The organism is Enterobacter sp. DN, from assembly GCF_046054285.1.
Classification (GTDB): Bacteria; Pseudomonadota; Gammaproteobacteria; order Enterobacterales; family Enterobacteriaceae; genus Enterobacter; species Enterobacter hormaechei_C.
Genome location: NZ_JBJJTG010000004.1, coordinates 21599 through 42017 on the forward strand (window position 1 = coordinate 21599; position 20419 = coordinate 42017).

Annotated in this window: 16 protein-coding genes and 2 tRNA genes; 10 read left to right on the top strand and 8 right to left on the bottom strand. The window is 56.7% G+C overall.

Features of this window, described 5'->3' with window-relative positions:
- Nucleotides 1-2 precede the first annotated feature (2 nt).
- Genes frdD through frdA form a run of 4 tightly spaced genes read right to left on the bottom strand, consistent with a single transcriptional unit; the run spans nucleotide 3 to nucleotide 3296 of the window.
- Complete coding sequence (gene frdD, locus ACJTMZ_RS10995) at nucleotides 3-362, bottom strand: fumarate reductase subunit FrdD (protein ID WP_000609653.1); 360 nt, start codon at nucleotides 360-362, stop codon at nucleotides 3-5.
- 10 nt (nucleotides 363-372) lie between these two features.
- Entirely contained in the window at nucleotides 373-768 is a 396-nt protein-coding gene (gene frdC, locus ACJTMZ_RS11000; RefSeq protein WP_017383964.1) for a fumarate reductase subunit FrdC, read from the bottom strand.
- 10 nt (nucleotides 769-778) lie between these two features.
- Nucleotides 779-1513, bottom strand: coding sequence for a fumarate reductase iron-sulfur protein (gene frdB, locus ACJTMZ_RS11005; RefSeq protein WP_006810403.1), 735 nt, complete (start codon nucleotides 1511-1513; stop codon nucleotides 779-781).
- Complete coding sequence (gene frdA / locus ACJTMZ_RS11010; RefSeq protein ID WP_006810402.1) at nucleotides 1506-3296, bottom strand: fumarate reductase (quinol) flavoprotein subunit; 1791 nt, start codon at nucleotides 3294-3296, stop codon at nucleotides 1506-1508. The genes frdB and frdA overlap by 8 nt, the downstream gene beginning before the upstream one ends.
- Before the next feature lie 310 nt (nucleotides 3297-3606).
- Between frdA and epmA the strand changes: the two genes are divergently transcribed.
- Both epmA and yjeM read left to right on the top strand, forming a co-directional pair.
- The gene (gene epmA, locus ACJTMZ_RS11015; RefSeq protein WP_252010761.1) at nucleotides 3607-4584 is read left to right on the top strand and encodes an elongation factor P--(R)-beta-lysine ligase; all 978 of its coding nucleotides are present in this window, start codon (nucleotides 3607-3609) and stop codon (nucleotides 4582-4584) included.
- A gap of 177 nt (nucleotides 4585-4761) precedes the next feature.
- The gene (gene yjeM / locus ACJTMZ_RS11020) at nucleotides 4762-6261 is read left to right on the top strand and encodes a glutamate/gamma-aminobutyrate family transporter YjeM (protein WP_252010762.1); all 1500 of its coding nucleotides are present in this window, start codon (nucleotides 4762-4764) and stop codon (nucleotides 6259-6261) included.
- 36 nt (nucleotides 6262-6297) lie between these two features.
- Here yjeM and mscM read toward each other — a convergent pair whose 3' ends face one another.
- The 3 genes from mscM to rsgA all read right to left on the bottom strand — a co-directional run bounded on the left by mscM (nucleotide 6298) and on the right by rsgA (nucleotide 11759).
- Nucleotides 6298-9621, bottom strand: coding sequence for a miniconductance mechanosensitive channel MscM (mscM, locus tag ACJTMZ_RS11025; RefSeq protein ID WP_252010763.1), 3324 nt, complete (start codon nucleotides 9619-9621; stop codon nucleotides 6298-6300).
- Nucleotides 9622-9640: 19 nt separating this feature from the next.
- On the bottom strand, nucleotides 9641-10609 hold the full coding sequence (gene asd, locus ACJTMZ_RS11030; RefSeq protein ID WP_026080660.1) for an archaetidylserine decarboxylase: 969 nt from the start codon (nucleotides 10607-10609) through the stop codon (nucleotides 9641-9643).
- A 97-nt stretch (nucleotides 10610-10706) separates the two neighbouring features.
- Entirely contained in the window at nucleotides 10707-11759 is a 1053-nt protein-coding gene (gene rsgA / locus ACJTMZ_RS11035) for a small ribosomal subunit biogenesis GTPase RsgA (protein ID WP_003855964.1), read from the bottom strand.
- 107 nt (nucleotides 11760-11866) lie between these two features.
- Here rsgA and orn point away from each other — a divergent pair, with 107 nt between their 5' ends.
- From orn to ACJTMZ_RS11050, 3 genes are all read left to right on the top strand, one after another.
- Nucleotides 11867-12412 carry an oligoribonuclease gene (gene orn / locus ACJTMZ_RS11040; protein ID WP_003855965.1) on the top strand — a complete coding sequence of 182 codons (546 nt, stop codon included), beginning with the start codon at nucleotides 11867-11869 and terminating at the stop codon, nucleotides 12410-12412.
- Nucleotides 12413-12608: 196 nt separating this feature from the next.
- Nucleotides 12609-12684 (top strand) — tRNA-Gly (locus ACJTMZ_RS11045).
- A gap of 45 nt (nucleotides 12685-12729) precedes the next feature.
- Nucleotides 12730-12805: transfer RNA gene (locus ACJTMZ_RS11050), tRNA-Gly, on the top strand.
- A gap of 270 nt (nucleotides 12806-13075) precedes the next feature.
- Here ACJTMZ_RS11050 and queG read toward each other — a convergent pair.
- Nucleotides 13076-14215: a tRNA epoxyqueuosine(34) reductase QueG gene (queG, locus tag ACJTMZ_RS11055; protein WP_252010764.1), complete on the bottom strand. Its 1140-nt coding sequence runs from the start codon at nucleotides 14213-14215 to the stop codon at nucleotides 13076-13078.
- On the opposite strand from queG, the gene nnr reads away from it, so the two are divergent.
- The 5 genes from nnr to miaA are packed head-to-tail and all read left to right on the top strand — an operon-like array spanning nucleotide 14214 to nucleotide 20342.
- Complete coding sequence (gene nnr, locus ACJTMZ_RS11060) at nucleotides 14214-15737, top strand: bifunctional ADP-dependent NAD(P)H-hydrate dehydratase/NAD(P)H-hydrate epimerase (protein ID WP_252010765.1); 1524 nt, start codon at nucleotides 14214-14216, stop codon at nucleotides 15735-15737. The genes queG and nnr overlap by 2 nt on opposite strands.
- On the top strand, nucleotides 15730-16191 hold the full coding sequence (gene tsaE, locus ACJTMZ_RS11065) for a tRNA (adenosine(37)-N6)-threonylcarbamoyltransferase complex ATPase subunit type 1 TsaE (protein WP_408626919.1): 462 nt from the start codon (nucleotides 15730-15732) through the stop codon (nucleotides 16189-16191). The genes nnr and tsaE overlap by 8 nt, the downstream gene beginning before the upstream one ends.
- Nucleotides 16192-16207: 16 nt before the next feature.
- Entirely contained in the window at nucleotides 16208-17545 is a 1338-nt protein-coding gene (amiB, locus tag ACJTMZ_RS11070) for an N-acetylmuramoyl-L-alanine amidase AmiB (RefSeq protein ID WP_015572465.1), read from the top strand.
- 9 nt (nucleotides 17546-17554) lie between these two features.
- The gene (gene mutL / locus ACJTMZ_RS11075) at nucleotides 17555-19399 is read left to right on the top strand and encodes a DNA mismatch repair endonuclease MutL (protein WP_252010766.1); all 1845 of its coding nucleotides are present in this window, start codon (nucleotides 17555-17557) and stop codon (nucleotides 19397-19399) included.
- Nucleotides 19392-20342 carry a tRNA (adenosine(37)-N6)-dimethylallyltransferase MiaA gene (miaA, locus tag ACJTMZ_RS11080; protein WP_017383956.1) on the top strand — a complete coding sequence of 317 codons (951 nt, stop codon included), beginning with the start codon at nucleotides 19392-19394 and terminating at the stop codon, nucleotides 20340-20342. Before mutL ends, miaA begins: the two co-directional genes overlap by 8 nt.
- Nucleotides 20343-20419 lie beyond the last annotated feature (77 nt).

Here is a 20419-nt window from a genome sequence, read left to right on the forward strand (position 1 = left end):
AGTCAGATGGTGACCACGGCAATCAACGTGACGACCGTCAGAATGGTCGCCAGACCGTAGAAGACCCATTTACCGCTTGGCACATGGATTTTCAGATCGTGCATCGCATGGTGGATACGGTGCAGACCACACCACAGCGGCAGGACGATCATCAGGAAGATGAACACGCGGCCAATAAAGCTGCTCGCAAAGGCCAGTACGCGCTCATAGCTCAGCGCATCGCCCGGGAACAGCCCCAGCGGCAGCATGATCCCGACCAGCAGGATAATGACCGGGGCAATAATGGCGCTCCACATGCCGCCTGCGCCAAACAGCCCCCAGAAGACCGGCTCGTCTGAACGTTTTGGATTTGGATTGATCACAGTAGTCTCCTTACCAGAACAGTGCGACAAACAGAATGACCACAGAGACAACTGCCGTCACTGCCCAGAGCCCTTTAATGACCGGCTCTGGCCCCATTTTTTCGCCTTTTACAATGATGTTCGCTGCTTTTGGCGCCAGTTCAAACCAGGTTTTGGTATGAAGCAGCGCGGCGGCGAGCACAATCAGGTTCAGCACAACGATGATTGGGTTTTGCAGGAAGCCCACAAAACTGGCCCAGGCTTCCGGGCCGTGCTTGAGGGCATAAACCCCGTACAGCAGTTCGAGGCTGAACCAGACCGCGGGAACAGCCGTGCCTTCACGCAGCATATAGAAGCGATAAAACGGCAGTTTTTTCCACCAGGTGGACGGCATTGGCCGCACGTAGGCTTTGCGTTTAGTCGTCATCATGCACTCCTTAGCGTGGTTTCAGGGTAGCGATAAGAAAGTCTTTCGAGCTTTCCACTTTCCCCTGCTGAATAGCGGCGGCCGGGTCGACGTGCTTCGGACACACTTCGGAGCAGTAGCCCACGAATGTGCAGGTCCAGACCCCGTTCTGGCTGTTAAGCTGCGCCATACGTTCTTTTTTACCGTGGTCCCGGCTGTCTTCGTTATAGCGGTGCGCCAGGGTAATGGCGGCCGGGCCGATGAACTCAGGGTTCAGGCCAAACTGCGGACAGGCGGCGTAGCACAGGCCGCAGTTGATGCAGCCGGAGAACTGATGGTATTTCGCCATCTGCGCGGGCGTCTGGGTGTTTGGCCCCTGATCCGGCGTGCGCGGGTTGCCGATGATGTACGGCTTAATCGCTTCGAGGCTTTCGATAAAGTGGGTCATGTCGACCACCAGATCGCGCTCAATCGGGAAGTTGCCCAGCGCTTCAACCTTGATACCTTTGGTGTAATCACGCAGGAAGGTTTTACACGCCAGCTTTGGCACCTTGTTGACCATCATGCCGCAGGAGCCGCAAATTGCCATGCGGCAGGACCAGCGGTAGCTCAGGTCTGGGGCCAGGTTATCTTTGATATAGCCGAGCGCATCCAGCAGGGAGGTTTGCTCGTCGTAAGGGACTTCATAGAAAGCGCTGTGCGGCGCGGCGTCCACTTCCGGATTGTAGCGCACCACTTCAATTTTCAGTTTTTGCATCTCAGCCATTCGCCTTCTCCTTCTTATCGGCGGCTTCTGCTTCTGCACCGTACACGCGTTTCGCCGGTGGCAGCGTGGTGATTTTCACGTCGCTGTAGTCCAGTCGCGTAGTGCCATCCGCATCGCGCCAGGCGAGAGTGTGTTTAAGGAAATTGACGTCGTCACGTTCGGTGCAGCCCTCATCCAGGCGCTGGTGCGCGCCGCGGGACTCTTTACGCGCCAGGGCGGAATGGGCCATACATTCTGCGACGTTCAGGCCGTGGCCCAGTTCAATGGTATAAAGCAGATCGGTATTGAAGACGCTGGAGGTGTCGGTGATGCGCACGCGTTTGAAGCGCTCCTGCAACTCGGCCAGCTTGTCGACGGTTTTCTGCATCAGCTCTGGCGTACGGTAGATCCCGCAGCCTTCTTCCATCGACAGCCCCATTTCGTCGCGGATCTTCGACCAGTTTTCGTTACCTTCCTGGTTCACCAGGTCTTTCAGGCGTTTTTCGACGTCTGCAACCTGCGCATCCAGCGCCGCGCTGTTAGCTTCACCTGCCGTTGCGGCACGCTCCATCGCACGTTCGCCCGCCATGCGACCAAAGACCACCAGCTCAGCCAGCGAGTTCGAGCCCAGACGGTTTGCGCCGTGCAGACCGACGGAGGAACACTCGCCCACCGCAAACAGCCCTTTGATGCGGGTTTCGCACTGCTGGTCGGTTTCGATACCGCCCATGGTGTAGTGCGCGGTTGGACGCACCGGGATCGGCTCTTTCACCGGATCGACGCCCACATAGGCTTTCGCCAGCTCGCAGATAAACGGCAGACGCTCCAGCAGTTTCTTCTCGCCGAGATGACGCAGGTCGAGATGCACCACGTCGCCGCGCGGCGTTGAGATGGTGTTGCCTTTGCGCCACTCGTGCCAGAAAGCCTGAGAAACTTTGTCGCGTGGGCCGAGTTCCATGTATTTGTTTTTCGGCTCGCCAAGCGGGGTTTCCGGACCCATGCCGTAATCCTGCAAATAGCGATAGCCGTTTTTGTTGACCAGAATACCGCCTTCACCGCGGCAGCCTTCCGTCATCAGAATACCAGAGCCCGGCAGACCGGTTGGGTGATACTGGACGAACTCCATATCACGCAGCGGGACGCCGTGGCTGAGCGCCATGCCCATACCGTCACCGGTGACGATGCCGCCGTTGGTGTTGTAGCGGTATACGCGGCCCGCGCCGCCCGTTGCCATCACCACCGCGTTAGCGCGGATCTGGACAAGCGTGCCTTCCATCATGTTCATTGCCACCAGTCCGCGCGCATGACCGTCGTCGACCAGAATGTCGAGAACGAAATGTTCGTCAAAGCGCTGGATTTGTGGGAACTGGAGGGAGGTCTGGAACAGGGTGTGCAGCATGTGGAAGCCGGTCTTATCGGCGGCAAACCAGGTGCGTTCGATCTTCATGCCACCGAAGCGGCGGACGTTGACGCTCCCGTCCGGACGGCGGCTCCACGGGCATCCCCACTGTTCCAGCTGGGTCATTTCCGTTGGGCAATGGTGCACGAAGTAATCAACGACATCCTGTTCGCAAAGCCAGTCGCCCCCTGCAACCGTGTCGTGGAAATGGTATTCGAAGCTGTCATGATCCTGCGCGACGGCGGCGGATCCTCCTTCTGCGGCTACCGTGTGGCTGCGCATCGGATAGACTTTTGAAATCAATGCGATTTTAGCGTTCGGATTGGCTTGTGCCGCAGCAATTGCAGCGCGTAATCCAGCCCCGCCAGCGCCTATTACGGCAAGATCGGCTTGAAAAGTTTGCACGACATTCCTCCAGATTTTTGTTTTCCCGCAACGGGATGAACTAAAGGACGTTCACCTGCCCGAACGGGCGATTGCGGAAGCGATTCCACTGCTCCTTTATGGGTAAAACAGTATAACCGCGTAGAAGTGAGGGAAATTTGACGTGTTCGATTTTTTTGCTGTTCTGTGCGGTGATTTATCATCGTGATTAATGAATGGCGTCACAGTATTTCTCTGTGCAATGAAAAAGGACTTTTACTGTGCAAAATTTGTCTCTGCCCCGGCTTACGAGTAGACTTCGTGCCCTTGTCTGAAAACGGAGAAATAACTCATGAGCGAAACGGCCACCTGGCAGCCGAGCGCATCCATTCCAAACCTGCTAAAGCGCGCAGCAATTATGGCGGAGATCCGCCGTTTCTTTGCCGATCGCGGCGTCCTGGAGGTGGAAACGCCGTGCATGAGTCAGGCGACGGTCACGGATATTCATCTGGTCCCGTTTGAAACCCGTTTTGTTGGCCCAGGCCACTCTCAGGGCATGAATCTGTATCTGATGACCAGCCCGGAATACCATATGAAGCGTCTGCTGGCGGCCGGGTGTGGTCCGGTCTATCAGCTGTGCCGTAGCTTCCGTAATGAAGAGATGGGCCGACACCATAATCCGGAATTCACCATGCTGGAGTGGTACCGCCCGCACTACGACATGTATCGTCTGATGAACGAAGTTGACGATCTGCTGCAACAGGTGCTGGATTGCGCGGAAGCTGAAACGCTCTCCTATCAGCAGGCCTTCCAGCGCCATCTGGAAATCGATCCGCTGTCGGCTGATAAAACACAGCTGCGTGAAGTGGCGGCAAAACTGGATCTGAGCAACGTGGCGGATAACGAAGAGGATCGCGACACGCTGCTGCAACTGCTGTTCACCTTTGGTGTTGAACCGCAGATTGGCAAAGATCGTCCGACGTTTGTCTATCACTTCCCGGCCAGCCAGGCCTCACTGGCGCAGATCAGCACCGAAGATCACCGCGTGGCGGAGCGTTTTGAGGTGTATTTCAAAGGCATCGAGCTGGCGAACGGTTTCCACGAGCTGACCGACGCGCGCGAACAGCAGCAGCGTTTCGAGCAGGATAACCGCAAGCGCAACGCGCGCGGTCTGCCGCAGCAGCCGATTGATACTCATCTGCTGGAAGCGCTTAAAGCCGGTCTGCCGGACTGCTCCGGCGTGGCGCTGGGTGTGGATCGTCTGATCATGCTGGCGCTGGGTGCCGAGCACCTGGGCGATGTGATTGCCTTTACGGTCGATCGCGCCTGAAAAAATGCCGGGTGGCGCTGCGCTTACCCGGCCTACTCGATCATTTAACTCTGCCACATTAAAAACTGCTCATTTCTCTCTATACGGGTCTTTTTCTTAATTTGACTCGGATAGCCACATTGTTTGTCTGGTCATCTGCTACCATCCGCGCAGTTTAATTCCGTTTCGGATGGTTATATGTCTCACTCACTCAAAAAAATGACCCTTACCGGGCTCATTCTGATGATTTTTACGTCAGTCTTTGGCTTTGCCAATAGCCCGTCCGCGTTTTATCTGATGGGCTACAGCGCGACGCCGTTTTATATCGTTTCCGCTCTGTTCTTCTTTATCCCGTTTGCGCTGATGATGGCGGAGATGGGCTCGGCGTACCGGAAAGAAGAGGGCGGCATCTATTCGTGGATGAACAACAGCGTCGGTCCGCGTTACGCGTTTATCGGTACGTTCATGTGGTTTTCATCCTACGTCGTCTGGATGGTCAGCACGGCGGCCAAGGTTTGGGTGCCGTTCTCAACGTTTCTCTTCGGTGCGGATAAAACGCAGGTCTGGTCTCTGGCGGGGCTGAGCTCCACGCAGGTGGTCGGTATTCTGGCAGTGTGCTGGATGGTGGTGGTCACCCTGGTGGCCTCGAAAGGCATCAACAAAATTGCCCGTATCACTGCCGTTGGCGGTATTTCCGTGATGTGCCTGAACCTGGTGCTGCTGCTGGTCAGCATCGCCATTCTGTGCCTGAACGGCGGGCATTTCGCACAGGAAGTCAACTTCGTTTCATCGCCTAATCCGGGTTACCAGTCCGGGCTGGCCATGCTCTCCTTCGTGGTGTTTGCCATCTTTGCTTACGGTGGAATTGAAGCCGTGGGCGGGCTGGTCGACAAAACCGAAAATCCGGAAAAGAACTTCGCCAAAGGTATTATCTTTGCCGCCATCGTCATTTCTATTGGCTACTCACTGGCGATTTTCCTCTGGGGCGTCAGCACCAACTGGCAGCAGGTGTTGAGCAATAACACCACCAACCTCGGCAACATTACCTACGTGCTGATGAAAAGCCTGGGGGTGACGCTGGGCAACGCCATGGATCTCGCGCCGGAAACGTCGGCCACCCTGGGGATCTGGTTTGCGCGGATTACCGGTTTGTCGATGTTCCTCGCCTATACTGGCGCATTCTTCACGCTGATCTACTCGCCGCTGAAAGCGATTATTCAGGGGACGCCAAAGGCGCTGTGGCCCGCACGTATGACGCAGCTGAACGCTGCCGGTATGCCTGCCAACGCGATGTGGATGCAGTGCCTGCTGGTGTGCGTGTTCATTCTGCTGGTATCCTTCGGCGGTGATACCGCGTCGGCGTTCTATAACAAGCTGACCCTGATGGCGAACGTATCGATGACGCTGCCGTATCTGTTCCTGACCCTGGCGTTCCCGTTCTTTAAGGCGAAGCAGGATCTGGAGCGGCCATTTGTGATCTTCAAAACCCGCGCGGCGACGCTGCTGGCGACCACTGTTGTGGTGCTGGTCGTCGCGTTCGCTAATATCTTTACCGTCATTCAGCCCGTGGTTGAGGCAAATGACTGGAACAGCACGCTGTGGATGGTTGGCGGACCGATCTTCTTCTCGCTGCTGGCAATGGGGATTTATGAGCATTACCGTCGTCGCTCGAAGGCCTGTGTAGCAGAAGTGGCATAAAGGATTGACCCCCTCCCGACGGGGAGGGGGAAAGGATTACAAACTTCCCGCCGGGCGCGTACGCGCCGCTGACGTCAACGTTCTTCCCGTCTTACGTCCGTCCAGCGTTTCCAGACGCATCTGGAACGGTGGGAACGGCATATCAATTCCGTGCTCGCGGAAGCCAGCCAGAATCAACTGGTGGATCTCATGGCGCAGCGGCATACGGTGTCCCATCTCGGCGGCGTAGATACGCAGCTCGAAAATCTGGATCCCCTGCTGCAAATCAACCAGGAACACTTCCGGCGGCGGGTTGTCGATTACCAGCGAACAGCGTTCAGCAGCCGTATAGAGGATCTGCGTCACCTCTTCGCTGTTGGCATCCGACGGAGCGGGTACGGTCAGCACCACACGCGTGACGGAGTCGGACAGCGACCAGTTGATAAACTGCTCGGTGATAAACGCCTTGTTCGGGACGATGATCTCTTTACGGTCCCAGTCACTGATGGTGGTGGCGCGGGTGTTGATCCTGGTGACGCTGCCGGTGAGATCGCGGATGGTCACCGTATCGCCAATTCGAATCGGCTTTTCAAACAGAATGATCAGACCAGAAACGAAGTTGGCAAAAATCTCCTGTAAACCAAAACCCAGGCCTACGGTCAGGGCGGCAACGAGCCATTGCAGTTTTGACCATTCGATACCAATCATCGAGAAGCCAACCAGCCCACCAAACAGCATGATTAAATACTTGGTGATGGTGGTGATCGCATAGCCCGTGCCGGGGGTTAAATCCAGATGCTGCAACAGCGCCAGCTCCAGCAGGGCAGGGAAGTTACGGATCAGCTGCGTGGTGATGATCAGCACCAGAATCGCAATCAGCACGGCCCCTAAGGTGATGGGCTCCAGACTTTCGACCCCCTGCACCGTGGACGTCACATCCCATAAAGAGATGTTCTCCAGGAAGCCAAACGCGGAGTGGATTTCCGACCACAGGAAGATCACCGACAGCAGGGCAACCAGCATCAGAATTGAGCGTACCAGCCGCAGGGACTGGGTACTGATCGCATCCAGATCCAGTTCGACGTCATCGGCGTCTGTGGTCCCTTCGGTGCTGTTGACGTGGTTCGGCTCTTCTTCACCCCGCGCGCGCTGGGCCAGAATTTCTGCGCGACGGTGTTTGGCACGGTCAAACGCCAGACGACGACGCTGGATCAGCATGCCGCGGCGAATAACATGGTAGACCACCAGCAGCAGGAACCAGATAGCCACCGACGTTTCCAGTCGGGCGAGCAGCGCCTGCGCCGTGGCGAGATAACCGACCGCTGCCGCCAGCATCGCCGCCAGCGGCGCGCTGAGCAGCAGGTTCCACAGCAGACGGTTAAACATGTTATCGCCGCTGCCGGTCTTGTCGAGATAGAGCGGGATCCCGGCGCGTTTCAGGCTGAGCGTCACTACCGCTAACGCCCCGCAGATCAGCATAAAGCACAGCCGTCCCAGCGAGCCGGAGAACTCCCGGTCATTGAGATTATCGAACATGATCAACGCCATAATCAGCGGCACAATCAGCCCGATACTCATCAGGTAGTAACGCATCGCCCGCGCAACGCGATTATGCGGCCAGCCAAAGTGAGCGATGAACAGACCATTTGGCCGCGCAAACGTGGCGCAAATCATCACCACCCACAGCAGCGGAACGGTGGCGGTCACGCCATCGCCAATCGCGACGGCAAGCGGGTAGGGCCAGGCTTCACGCAGGCCGTATCCGAGCGTCATCCACAGCACCGGCAGCGGAGACGCGACCAGAATTGACCAGAACACCGTACGCAACGTCAGCCAGAAGTGATCCTGGGTTACTTTTCCCACTCGGGCGCTGGAGCGCTCAAGGAAACGGGTAAAGTGACGACGGGAATAAATACTGAAGCCCACCAGAATCAGCGCCCCCAGCAGCGGGAAGATGGTCTCCTTGCTGGTTATCATCATTACGCTGGCGAGGCCCAGCTGGCTGAAGGTGTCCAATGAAATGAGGCGGCGCAGATCCTGCACAATCTCAATCGGCCAGGCGAAGGTCATCGGCCGCACGTCGGACGTCCAGAAAAGGTAACGGTGCGTGGCTTCGTTGACCTCTTTCAGCGCATCCTCCAGCTGGCTATTCGAGACTTTCAGCTTAGTCAGCTCAAGGATCAGCGTATCGCCTCCCTGCAACAGGGAATTGAGCAGTTCGCGTTGGGTGCGCAGTTGCGCTTCCAGAATACGACTTTGCTCGCCGGTGAGCGGCTGTCCGTCAGCCTGACGGATCTGGCGGATTTGCGGCTGCTTGTTGAGGAGATCTTCATAATGAAGACGCTGAACGCGCAACTGCGCCATCTCCGTATCAAGCTGCTGCGGTTTTGGCATCTCTGGCAGACGAGCCACCTGGGCGCGTAACGCTTCGCCCAACAGGTTAGACGAGCCAAGCCACTGGGACTGTTCACGCAGCGTGTTGAGCGCCTGACGAACCTGGAGGGTTTGATTGGTGGCCTGACGCTGCTGCGAGGCCACCAAATCCATGCGCTGCGCCTGCTGATTCAGCGCGGCAGAAAGCTCGCGGTTAACCTTAAACTGGGCGACGATGCTGTCGGGCAGGTTAGCACTGTTTTCGGCCAGTAACTCGGTGCTTTCCAGCGCACGTTCAGCTTCACGCTGACGCTGGCTGTTGAGTTGATTTCTCAGCGCCTGGAGATACGCATCCAGCTGCTGGCTCTGCTTCTGCGCCACCTCAGAACGCATCCGCGACAGCTCCTGGCGGTTGTTAGCGGAAAGCTGCGCCAGCTCCAGTTCATCAACCAGCGCTTTTAGTCTGGCGGATTCCGCCTGCAACCCAAGATTTTGCGCCTGATTCTGCGGTGTGCTGCCTGTCTGCGTCCCGATGCGGCGTTCCACCTCATTTAACTGACGGCGGGCATCGGTTTGCTGCTGTGGAAGCTGACTGAGGGAATCGGCAATTTCACGCGCCCGTTCCTGCTCCTGCTGCGCCAGACGGCTTTTTTCCAGCAGTTGGCTGCTGACTTGCAGGATCTCCTGATTCAGCGCCTCGGACGTCATCCCCGCGGGGACCTGGCGTGGTTCATCGCGCAGGTTGTTTAGCTGCGAGCGCAGGGTCTGAGAGAGTTTGGGGAAGTTGTCGATAACCTGCTGATACTGCTGCGCGCGCTCAAGGGAACCCTTTCGTTCCTCAAGCGCGTTCAGTGCAGACTGGAGCGACTCAACGGTCTCCGGCTGAGCGGGTTTCGCCGCTTTTGCCTGCTCCAGCTCCTGGGTTATCTGTTTGGCGTCGGGGGCCGTCGCTGCGTACGCCCCCATGCTGAGGCACCAGGCCATCAGTAATACGATAATCGGGCGCACGTCAGCGATCCTTCTGTTGTTAGCCTTCGTCTTTTTTGTCGTCAACCAGCGGGCTGGCGTCGTGCTCGGCTTTGATCTCTTCTTCCGGCAACGGGGCAGGCGCAACCTCTGGCGTCACAAAGACCTCCGTCGATACTGCCAGAGGCTGGCCGAGTTTGGTCACGGACAGGCTTTCCAGCTCGTCGACCAGGTTAACTTTGCCCGGTGCGAACAGGTTGATGACCGTTGAGCCCAGCTTGAAGCGACCCATTTCCTGACCTTTCAGCAGGGCCACAGAACCTTCTTCTTCGCCGGCAGGCCAGGTCCAGCGCTTGATCACGCCTTCGCGCGGCGGCGTAATGGTGCCCGCCCAGACGGTTTCGATGCTGCCTACAATGGTAGCACCCACCAGAATCTGCGCCATTGGGCCAAATTCAGTATCAAACAGGCAGATGACGCGCTCGTTACGGGCAAACAGGTTAGGAACGTTTTGCGCCGTCAGGTGGTTTACGGAGAACAGATCCCCCGGCACGTAGATCATCTCGCGCAGAATACCGTTACACGGCATATGCACGCGGTGGTAGTCGCGTGGGGAGAGATAGGTGGTCGCGAAAGTCCCGTTACGGAACAGATCGGCCATTATGTAGTTACCGGCCAGCAGCGCTTCCAGGCTGTAGTTATGGCCTTTCGCCTGCAAAATTTTGTCGTCTTCAATTTTACCCAGCTGGCTGATCACGCCGTCCGCTGGCATCACCAGCACGTTCGGGTCGGTATTCAGCGGGCGCACTTCGTCGCGCAGCGGACGCACAAAAAATTCGTTGAAGGTGCGGTAGCTTGCCGTATCCGGCTTCTGCGCTTCTTTCATGTCGACCTTGTAGTATTTCACGAACAGGTCGATGACCAGTTTGGTCAGCCAGCCCGCTCGTTTGCTCGCGCCCCAGCCCGCCAGGCGAGTGAGCCACAGTTTCGGCAGAATGTATTGAAGCGAAAGTTTAAATGAGTTTAACAAGGTAGCCTCCAGGCCATTGTTTTGTCGTTCCTGATCCGGCATTACGCTGCCGGAACCTGAAAAAAGGGGACGATTTTAGCGACGCTTAGCTTAGTTGTCAGTTATCAGAATCAGAAAAGTTTTTACGCGTTTTTACCTGGTCCATGCTTTCGAGAATACGGTGGTAATTTTCGAAACGGGTTTCCGCAATTTCTCCGTTCTCTACCGCTTCGCGGATAGCGCAGCCCGGATCGTTGTCATGTTTACAGTCGCGGTATTTGCAAGCGCCTAAATAGTCATGGAATTCGACAAATCCGTTAAAGATTTGTTCCGGCTCGAGGTGCCAGAGACCAAACTCACGCACGCCCGGGGAGTCAATCACATCGCCACCGTGCGGGAAGTGATAGAGACGTGAGGCAGTGGTGGTGTGCTGGCCCAGGCCCGAGACGTCAGACACATCGTTGGTCAGGATCTCTTGCTGAAGGCCGAGCAGGTTGTTAAGCAGGCTCGATTTACCTACGCCGGACTGCCCCGCAAAGATGCTGATGCGGTCGGTCAGCGCATCTTCTAACGGCTTCAGGCCATCTTTGGTGCGGCTGGAAACCATCAACACGCGATAGCCAATGTTGCGGTAAATATCCATCTGCTCATTTACAAAGGCCATGGCCTCGTCATCCAGCAGATCGATTTTATTCAGCACGATGAGCGGCTCAACCTGTAGCGTTTCGCAGGCCACCAGATAACGGTCAATAATATTGAGCGAAAGCTCAGGCAAAATCGCCGAAACGATCACGATCTGGTTAATGTTGGCGGCAATGGGCTTCACGCCGTCGTAGAAATCTGGACGGGTCAGAACCGACGTGCGTTCATGCACGGCTTCTACGATGCCTTTAACCGTTACCCCTTCCGCCGCCTCTTTACCTGGACGCCAGACCACGCGGTCACCGGTCACCAGGGAACGGATGGTGCGACGGATATTGCAACGGTGGATATCCCCGTCGGCGGATTCGACATCGGCGTGCATGCCGAAGCGGCTAATCACAACGCCTTCTGTCGCTTCGCCAAACAGGTTGTCGTCGTAATCGGGCTTCTCCGTAGTGGTTTTAAGACGGCGCTGGTGATTTGCATTCACGCGGCGCTGCTGCCCTTTGGAGAGTTTATTTTTACTCAATCGCGCTGGCTCCTGGTCGCCCGTAGCGGGCAAAACCTCTATGATACACTCTAATTAATACTAGTTAACCTGCTACTGCCGGTTATGCGAGAAGGGTGGAAAATAACATGAGCGCGGACGAAAACAACCTGATTTGGATCGATCTGGAGATGACCGGCCTGGATCCCGAGCGCGATCGCATTATTGAGATCGCCACACTGGTCACCGATGCCAATCTCAATATTCTGGCGGAAGGCCCAACGATTGCCGTGCACCAGTCCGATGACCAGCTTGCGCTGATGGATGAGTGGAACGTGCGTACCCATACCGGCAGCGGGCTGGTGGAACGCGTGAAGGCCAGCACCCTGGGCGACCGCGAAGCGGAGCTGGCGACGCTTGAATTTCTGAAGCAGTGGGTGCCGGCAGGAAAATCGCCTATCTGTGGCAACAGCATTGGTCAGGATCGTCGTTTCCTGTTTAAGTACATGCCGGAGCTGGAGTCCTACTTCCACTACCGCTATCTGGATGTGAGCACCCTGAAAGAGCTGGCCCGCCGCTGGAAACCGGAAATTCTCGACGGCTTTACAAAGCAGGGGACGCACCAGGCGATGGACGACATCCGTGAGTCTGTTGCGGAGCTGGCGTACTATCGCGAAAACTTTATTAAGCTCTGATTTTGCGATCCGGCGCCTTGCGTGGCCGGGTTTTTGTCGCTAAATTGTTCAGCTTGCCGATTAAATAAGCACTTGAACTGAATTTCAAAAAAATCGCTTTGAGGGGGGTTGCAGCTAAACGGATTTCTCGTATAATGCGCCTCCCGTAACGACAGAGAATTACACGTTACGACAGCAACAAAAGCAGTACAGATTTGCGGGAATAGCTCAGTTGGTAGAGCACGACCTTGCCAAGGTCGGGGTCGCGAGTTCGAGTCTCGTTTCCCGCTCCAAAATTTGAAAAGTATCGCAAGATACGCCAGCACCAGAACACCCAAGCGGGAATAGCTCAGTTGGTAGAGCACGACCTTGCCAAGGTCGGGGTCGCGAGTTCGAGTCTCGTTTCCCGCTCCAAATTCTTCTTCATCTCCAGATTATCCACAGCGAAGTGCTTCGTTGGGGACGTTTTCTATTATGTCTGAAATACTCTTGTGAACAGAGTTATCCACAGAAACCGTGATAAAACCAGTCTGTACGAAATGTTAGCAGGGTGAATAATATCTTCGTAATTCCCTGTAATTTATGAAGAAAATTTGATTTCAAAATGTTATTTAGATCACTTGACCTGTTTGCCAGAGCTGATGGCGCCTGAATTCTTATTTTTATTCACAGCCTGTGAATATATCACACATCCCGCGGCAGCCCTTTTTCAATCACCCTGACCAGGCGCTGTTTCTTCGGTAACTGCACTTCAACCACACCCGCATTTCGCTTCTCAATTTGCTGCGCAATCGCCCATTCTATGTGCTCATCAAGAAGTGGGTGCTCACCTCTGCGGCTTTCGAGCGCCTGAAGATTTGCTTCATCCCACGGGGCATTCCCCAGCGCAACGGCCACATTACGCAGCCAGCGCAGGTGGCCGATACGACGTATGGCGGAACCTTCCGTCACCTTCAGGAACCAGGCTTCGCTCCAGGCGAACAGTTCGATCAACTGCGGGGCATGTAACGCCTTGCGCGGACTGAAGTCTTCTTCGTCCGTCAACTGTGAATAACGGTTCCACGGACAAATCAGCTGACAGTCATCACAGCCGTAGATGCGGTTGCCGATAAGCGGACGAAATTCCTCTGGAATGGCGCCTTCCAGCTCGATAGTGAGATAAGAGATACAGCGGCGCGCATCAACGGTATACGGTTCGACAATAGCGCCCGTTGGGCAGATGGTCATACAGGCCACACAGCGACCACAGCCTTCTTCCACCGGACCGTCTACCGGCAGGGGTAAATCAATCAGCAGTTCACCCAGGAAAAAGAATGAGCCCGCGTCGCGGCTTAAGATAAGTGAGTGCTTACCTGTCCAGCCGAGCCCGGCTTTTTCGGCGATCGGGCGCTCAAGAATAGGCGCAGAATCGACAAAGGGTCTAAAATTCAGCGAAACACAGTGCTGCTGAATGGTTTCCCCGAGCTTTTTTAGACGGTTGCGCAGAAGTTTATGGTAGTCACGTCCCAGAGCGTATCGGCTGACGTAACCCAGCGAAGGATTTTTTAGCGTGCGCGCAAAGGCCGCGTTAGCAGGCAGATAGTTCATGCGTACGCTAATAACGCGCAGCGTACCCGGCAACAGCTCGTGGGGGCGGGCACGCATCATACCGTGACGCGCCATCCACTCCATCTCGCCGTGGTATTGTTTATCCAGCCATGCCTGGAGCTTAGGCTCGCTGGCAGAGAGGTCGGTGTCAGTAATACCGACCTTCTGGAAGCCCAGTTCAGCACCCCACTGTTTTATTTTTCGCGCTAATTCATTGAGATCGAGGGGCTGTGACATGACGGACCATACTGTGAAGAAAAACCCCGCAAGTATACCACATTCCATCTGGCATGCGGATGACCTCCGTCGGGCCGAGAAAGAGGCCGCAGATAGCCTCGGCATTACCCTTTACGAACTGATGCAGCGCGCGGGCGAGGCGGCGTTTAACGTGGCGCGCACGGCTTATCCGGAGGCTTCGCACTATCTGATCCTGTGCGGGCACGGCAATAACGGTGGCGATGGTTATGTGGTGGCTCGTCTTGCGGTGGCGGCGGGGCTGCGCGTCACCCTGCTGGCGCTGGAGAGCGACAAGCCGTTACCGGAAGAAGCGGGCATGGCGAGAGAGGCCTGGCTGAATGCGGGGGGCATTATTCATGCGCCTGATATCGTCTGGCCCGAGGATGTCGACGTGATTGTTGACGGTCTGCTGGGGACGGGACTGATGCGCGCGCCTCGCGATGACGTCGCCGCGCTGATTACGCGCGCTAATGCGCACCCCGCCCCGGTGGTAGCGCTGGATATTCCCTCCGGCCTGATGGCGCAAACCGGCGCGACGCCGGGCGTGTCGATTGAGGCGGCGCGCACCGTGACCTTTATCGCCCTGAAGCCGGGTTTACTGACCGGTAAAGCGCGGGATGTCGTGGGCACGTTACACCACAACGCCCTGGGGCTGGAAAACTGGCTGGCCGGACAGGATACCCACATCACCCGCTTTGATGCCTCCCTGCTTGCACAGTGGCTGCCGCCGCGCCGTCCCACGTCCCATAAGGGCGACCATGGCCGACTGCTGATTATCGGCGGCGATCGCGGCACGGCAGGTGCGATTCGTATGACCGGAGAGGCCGCGTTGCGCAGCGGCGCCGGATTAATACGCGTGCTGACCCGCAGCGAAAACATCCCGCCCATTATTACCGCGCGGCCGGAGCTGATGGTCCACGAGCTTACCCCGCAGGCGATTGAAGAGGGTCTTGAGTGGGCGGACGTGGTGGTCATTGGTCCGGGCCTGGGTCAGCAGGAGTGGGGTAAACAGGCCCTGCAAAAGGCCGAGAATTTTCGTAAACCGATGCTCTGGGATGCCGACGCGCTTAACCTTCTGGCAATAAACCCGGATAAGCGTCACAATCGCATTCTGACGCCGCATCCCGGCGAAGCCGCACGGCTGCTTAACTGTAGCGTGGCAGAAATTGAAAGCGATCGCTTACTTTCAGCCCAACGTCTGGTAAAACGTTACGGAGGTGTTGCCGTTTTGAAAGGGGCGGGGACCGTTATCGCCAGCGATGGTGCGATGGGCATCGTTGATGCCGGTAATGCAGGCATGGCGAGCGGCGGCATGGGCGATGTGCTCTCTGGCATCATTGGCGCATTGCTTGGACAGAAACTTCCCCTTTATGATGCAGCCTGTGCCGGCTGCGTGGCCCACGGTGCGGCGGCTGACAGGCTGGCTGCTCGTTACGGAACGCGCGGAATGCTGGCCACCGATCTTTTTTGCACGCTGCGGCGTGTTGTTAACCCGGATGTGATTGACGTAGAAAATGACTAATCGAGCGATTCCTTTATCTGATGAACAAGCCACTTTAGATCTCGGCAAGCGCGTGGCGCAGGCCTGTCAGGGGGCGACCGTCATTTATCTGTATGGTGATTTAGGCGCGGGTAAAACAACCTTCAGCCGTGGCTTTTTGCAGGCGTTAGGCCATAACGGGAACGTAAAAAGCCCGACCTATACGCTGGTAGAACCGTACACGCTTGAAAATATCATGGTGTACCACTTTGATTTATATCGTCTTGCGGATCCTGAGGAGCTGGAATTTATGGGGATCCGCGATTACTTTGCCAACGACGCCATCTGCCTGGTGGAGTGGCCGCAACAAGGTGCGGGTGTGCTGCCTGACCCGGATGTCGAAATTCACTTAGATTACCAGGCACAAGGGCGTGAGGCGCGCATCAGTGCGGTTTCCTCATCAGGCTGTTCCTTACTGGCGCGTTTAGCCGGTTGAGCGTAGGGATAACGGGATGATTAATCGCGTTAAAGGTTGGGTGCTGGCTGCCACGGTCCTGCTGTGCGCGCAGGCCGGGGCGGCCAGCCTCTCGGATATTCAGGTGTCGAATGGCGATAGCCAGGCCCGTATTACGTTCAGCTTTATGGGCGATCCTGAATATGCTTTCTCACAAATCGACAGCCGCAGCGTGGCGCTCGATATTAAACAGACCGGGGTGATCCAGGGGCTGCCGCTCCAGTTCAGCGGCAACAATCTGGTGAAAAGCATCCGTTCGGGGACGCCGAAGGATGCGCAGTCTCTGCGTCTGGTGGTCGATCTCACCGAAAAGGGCAAGACGAAGGCGGTTAAGCAGCAAAACGGCGCCAATTATACGGTGGTCTTTACCATTAATGCTGATGTTCCGCCGCCACCGCCTGCACCTGTTGTAGCAAAACGCGTGGAGGCACCGGTTTATACCCCAAGGCCGTCTGAGCCAGCCCGTAATCCGTTTAAATCACAAAATGACCGACTTACCGCCGTGACCAGCAGCAACACGGTGACGCGTCCGGCGGTCAGCGCGCGGCGTACGCCGGTCAGTGGCGACAAAGTGATTATCGCCATCGACGCCGGACACGGCGGGCAAGATCCTGGCGCGATTGGCCCGGGCGGCACGCGGGAGAAAAACGTCACTATCGCCATCGCCCGTAAGCTGCGTGCGCTTCTGAATGACGATCCGATGTTTAAAGGGGTCATGACCCGCGACGGAGATTACTTTATTTCAGTGATGGGACGCTCGGATGTGGCGCGTAAGCAAAACGCCAACTTCCTGGTGTCGATTCACGCGGATGCTGCGCCGAACCGTAACGCCACCGGCGCGTCGGTATGGGTGCTGTCGAACCGTCGCGCCAACAGTGAAATGGCGAACTGGCTTGAAGAGCACGAGAAGCAGTCTGAACTGTTAGGCGGGGCAGGCGATGTGCTGGCAAACAGCCAGGCCGATCCGTATCTCAGCCAGGCGGTGTTGGATTTACAGTTCGGTCATTCTCAGCGCGTCGGGTATGATGTCGCCACTAACGTACTGAGCCAGCTGCAAAGCATTGGATCGCTGCATAAGCGTCGCCCTGAGCATGCAAGCCTCGGTGTCCTGCGTTCGCCGGATATTCCGTCGATTCTGGTAGAGACGGGCTTTATCAGTAACAACGGCGAAGAGCGCCTGTTGGGCAGCGACAGCTATCAGCAGCAAATTGCCGAAGCGATTTATAACGGTCTGCGTAAATACTTTGACGCGCATCCGCTTCAGTCTGCGCCGCAGGGCGGGGCCGCCCAGACGGCAAGCGCCGCGCTGCCGGGTGAGATGACCGCGACTAATTAAGGAGAGTTCATGCCGATTCAGGTTCTACCGCCGCAGCTCGCGAACCAAATCGCCGCCGGTGAGGTGGTGGAACGCCCTGCGTCGGTGGTGAAGGAACTGGTGGAAAACAGCCTCGACGCGGGCGCGACCCGCATCGATATTGATATCGAACGCGGGGGCGCAAAGCTTATCCGCATTCGTGATAACGGCTGTGGCATCAAAAAGGACGAGCTGGCGCTGGCGCTGGCGCGTCATGCCACCAGTAAAATTGCCTCACTTGACGATCTGGAAGCGATTATCAGCCTGGGTTTTCGCGGCGAAGCGCTGGCCAGTATCAGCTCCGTTTCCCGCTTAACGTTGACCTCCCGCACGGCCGACCAGCAGGAAGCCTGGCAGGCCTACGCCGAAGGGCGTGATATGGACGTCACGGTTAAACCTGCGGCGCACCCGGTAGGCACCACGCTTGAAGTGCTGGATCTCTTCTATAACACGCCCGCCCGGCGCAAGTTTATGCGAACCGAGAAGACCGAATTCGGACATATCGACGAGATCATCCGCCGCATCGCGCTGGCGCGCTTTGATGTCACCATCAACCTCAGCCATAACGGTAAGGTGATGCGCCAGTACCGCGCGGTGGCGGAGGGTGGACAAAAGGAGCGTCGGTTGGGCGCCATCTGCGGCACACCGTTTCTGGAAAAAGCGCTGGCCATTGAGTGGCAGCATGGCGATCTGGCCCTGCGCGGCTGGGTTGCCGATCCGAACGCCAGCAGCGCCGCGTTCGCAGAAATTCAGTATTGCTACGTCAACGGCCGCATGATGCGCGACCGCCTGATTAACCACGCTATTCGACAGGCCTGCGAAGATAAGCTCGGCGCCGATCAACAGCCCGCCTTTGTGCTTTATCTGGAGATCGACCCGCACCAGGTTGACGTTAACGTGCACCCCGCCAAGCACGAGGTGCGTTTCCACCAGTCGCGCCTGGTGCATGATTTCATCTACCAGGGCGTTGCCGCTGTATTGCAGCAGCAGGCAGAGCCAGAGTTGCCGCTGGCAAAAGAAGAGCCCGCGCCGCGCCCACTGCCGGAAAACCGCGTGGCGGCCGGGCGTAACCATTTTGCCGAACCGGCGGTCGCGCGCGAGCCGGCTGCTCCACGTTTATCCCCGGCGGGCAACGCGCCGCGACCAACCGGTGCCAACTATCCCAACGCTCAGCCGGGCTACCACAAACAGCAGGGGGCGCTGTACCGCAAACTGCTGGATACGCCGGCGGTGGAGCATAAAGAGCACATCACGGTTTCAACCCCCTCTCTGGATGGGCATAGCCAGAGTTTTGGTCGGGTATTGACCATTATTGCTCCCGACATGGCGTTGCTTGAACGCGAAGGTAAACTGCTGTTGCTGGCGCTTTCCGTGGCGGAGCGCTGGCTCAAACAGGCGCAGTTAACCCCGGGGATGAATGCCGCCTGCGCGCAGCCGCTGTTGATCCCCGTTCGCCTGAAAATATCCCCTGAAGAAACAGGGGTTTTGCGGCGCGTGCAGACGCAACTGGCCGAAATGGGGATTGAAATCGTACTGGACGCGCAGCATGTGACAATTCGCGCAGTGCCTTTACCCTTACGCCAACAAAGTTTACAAAACTTGATTCCTGAACTGATAGGCTACCTGGCGCAGCAAACGACGTTTGATGCCGCCGATACCGCGCAGTGGATCGCCCGCCATCTGGCCAGCGAGCATGCACCGTGGAGTATGGCGCAGGCGATTACCGTTCTGGCGGAGGTGGAGCGCCTCTGTCCACAGCTGGTGAAAGCGCCTCCAGGTGGTTTGTTACAACCTGTTGATTTACAAACGGCGATGACCGCCCTGAAACATGACTGATGTAAGTAAGGCGAGCCTGCCAAAGGCGATTTTTTTAATGGGGCCAACGGCCTCCGGTAAAACGGCGTTAGCCATTGAGTTACGTAAAGTTTTGCCAGTAGAGTTGATTAGCGTTGATTCAGCCCTCATCTACCGAGGGATGGACATCGGCACGGCGAAGCCCAACGCAGACGAACTGCGTGCGGCACCGCACCGTTTACTGGATATTCTCGACCCGGCACAGGCTTACTCCGCGGCAGATTTTCGCCGCGACGCCTTAGCCGAGATGGCCGAGATTACCGCCGCGGGACGCATACCGCTGTTAGTTGGCGGCACGATGCTCTACTTTAAGGCGCTGCTGGAGGGGTTATCGCCTCTGCCATCGGCCGATCCGGAAGTGAGAGCGAAGATTGAGCGGCAGGCGGCAGAGCAGGGGTGGGACGCTTTGCACAGGCAACTGGAAGAGATTGATCCGGTTGCCGCAGCGCGGATCCACCCAAACGATCCGCAAAGGCTTTCCCGGGCACTGGAAGTTTTTTTCATTTCGGGTAAAACTTTAACGGAACTGACGCAAACGTCAGGAGACGCTCTGCCGTATCAGGTGCATCAGTTCGCCATCGCCCCGGCGAGCCGTGAACTGCTCCATCAACGAATTGAGCAGCGTTTTCATCAGATGTTGGCTTCAGATTTTGAAGCAGAAGTGCGGGCGCTTTTTGCCCGTGGAGATTTGCATACGGACATGCCTTCCATTCGTTGTGTGGGATACCGCCAGATGTGGTCGTATCTTGAAGGTGAGATTTCATACGATGAAATGGTTTATCGAGGTGTTTGCGCCACGAGACAGTTAGCGAAGCGCCAGATCACCTGGTTACGCGGTTGGGAGGGTGTTCACTGGTTAGACAGTGAAAAACCACAACAGGCGTTAAACGAAGTGATTGAGGTTATTGGTGATATCGCTGACTGAATGTGTACAATTAAGCCGTATCGTGCGCAATTTTTCAGAATCGCAAGGTTCTAAGTACAAAACAAGCATATAAGGAA

Bases quoted from the DNA above. Each gene is read 5' to 3' on its own strand.
- frdC (WP_017383964.1), bottom strand. From the start codon at position 768: ATGACGACTAAACGCAAAGCCTACGTGCGGCCAATGCCGTCCACCTGG.
- frdB (WP_006810403.1), bottom strand. From the start codon at position 1,513: ATGGCTGAGATGCAAAAACTGAAAATTGAAGTGGTGCGCTACAATCCG.
- epmA (WP_252010761.1), top strand. From the start codon at position 3,607: ATGAGCGAAACGGCCACCTGGCAGCCGAGCGCATCCATTCCAAACCTG.
- yjeM (WP_252010762.1), top strand. From the start codon at position 4,762: ATGTCTCACTCACTCAAAAAAATGACCCTTACCGGGCTCATTCTGATG.
- orn (WP_003855965.1), top strand. From the start codon at position 11,867: ATGAGCGCGGACGAAAACAACCTGATTTGGATCGATCTGGAGATGACC.
- nnr (WP_252010765.1), top strand. From the start codon at position 14,214: ATGACGGACCATACTGTGAAGAAAAACCCCGCAAGTATACCACATTCC.
- queG (WP_252010764.1), bottom strand. From the start codon at position 14,215: ATGTCACAGCCCCTCGATCTCAATGAATTAGCGCGAAAAATAAAACAG.
- tsaE (WP_408626919.1), top strand. From the start codon at position 15,730: ATGACTAATCGAGCGATTCCTTTATCTGATGAACAAGCCACTTTAGAT.
- amiB (WP_015572465.1), top strand. From the start codon at position 16,208: ATGATTAATCGCGTTAAAGGTTGGGTGCTGGCTGCCACGGTCCTGCTG.
- mutL (WP_252010766.1), top strand. From the start codon at position 17,555: ATGCCGATTCAGGTTCTACCGCCGCAGCTCGCGAACCAAATCGCCGCC.
- miaA (WP_017383956.1), top strand. From the start codon at position 19,392: ATGACTGATGTAAGTAAGGCGAGCCTGCCAAAGGCGATTTTTTTAATG.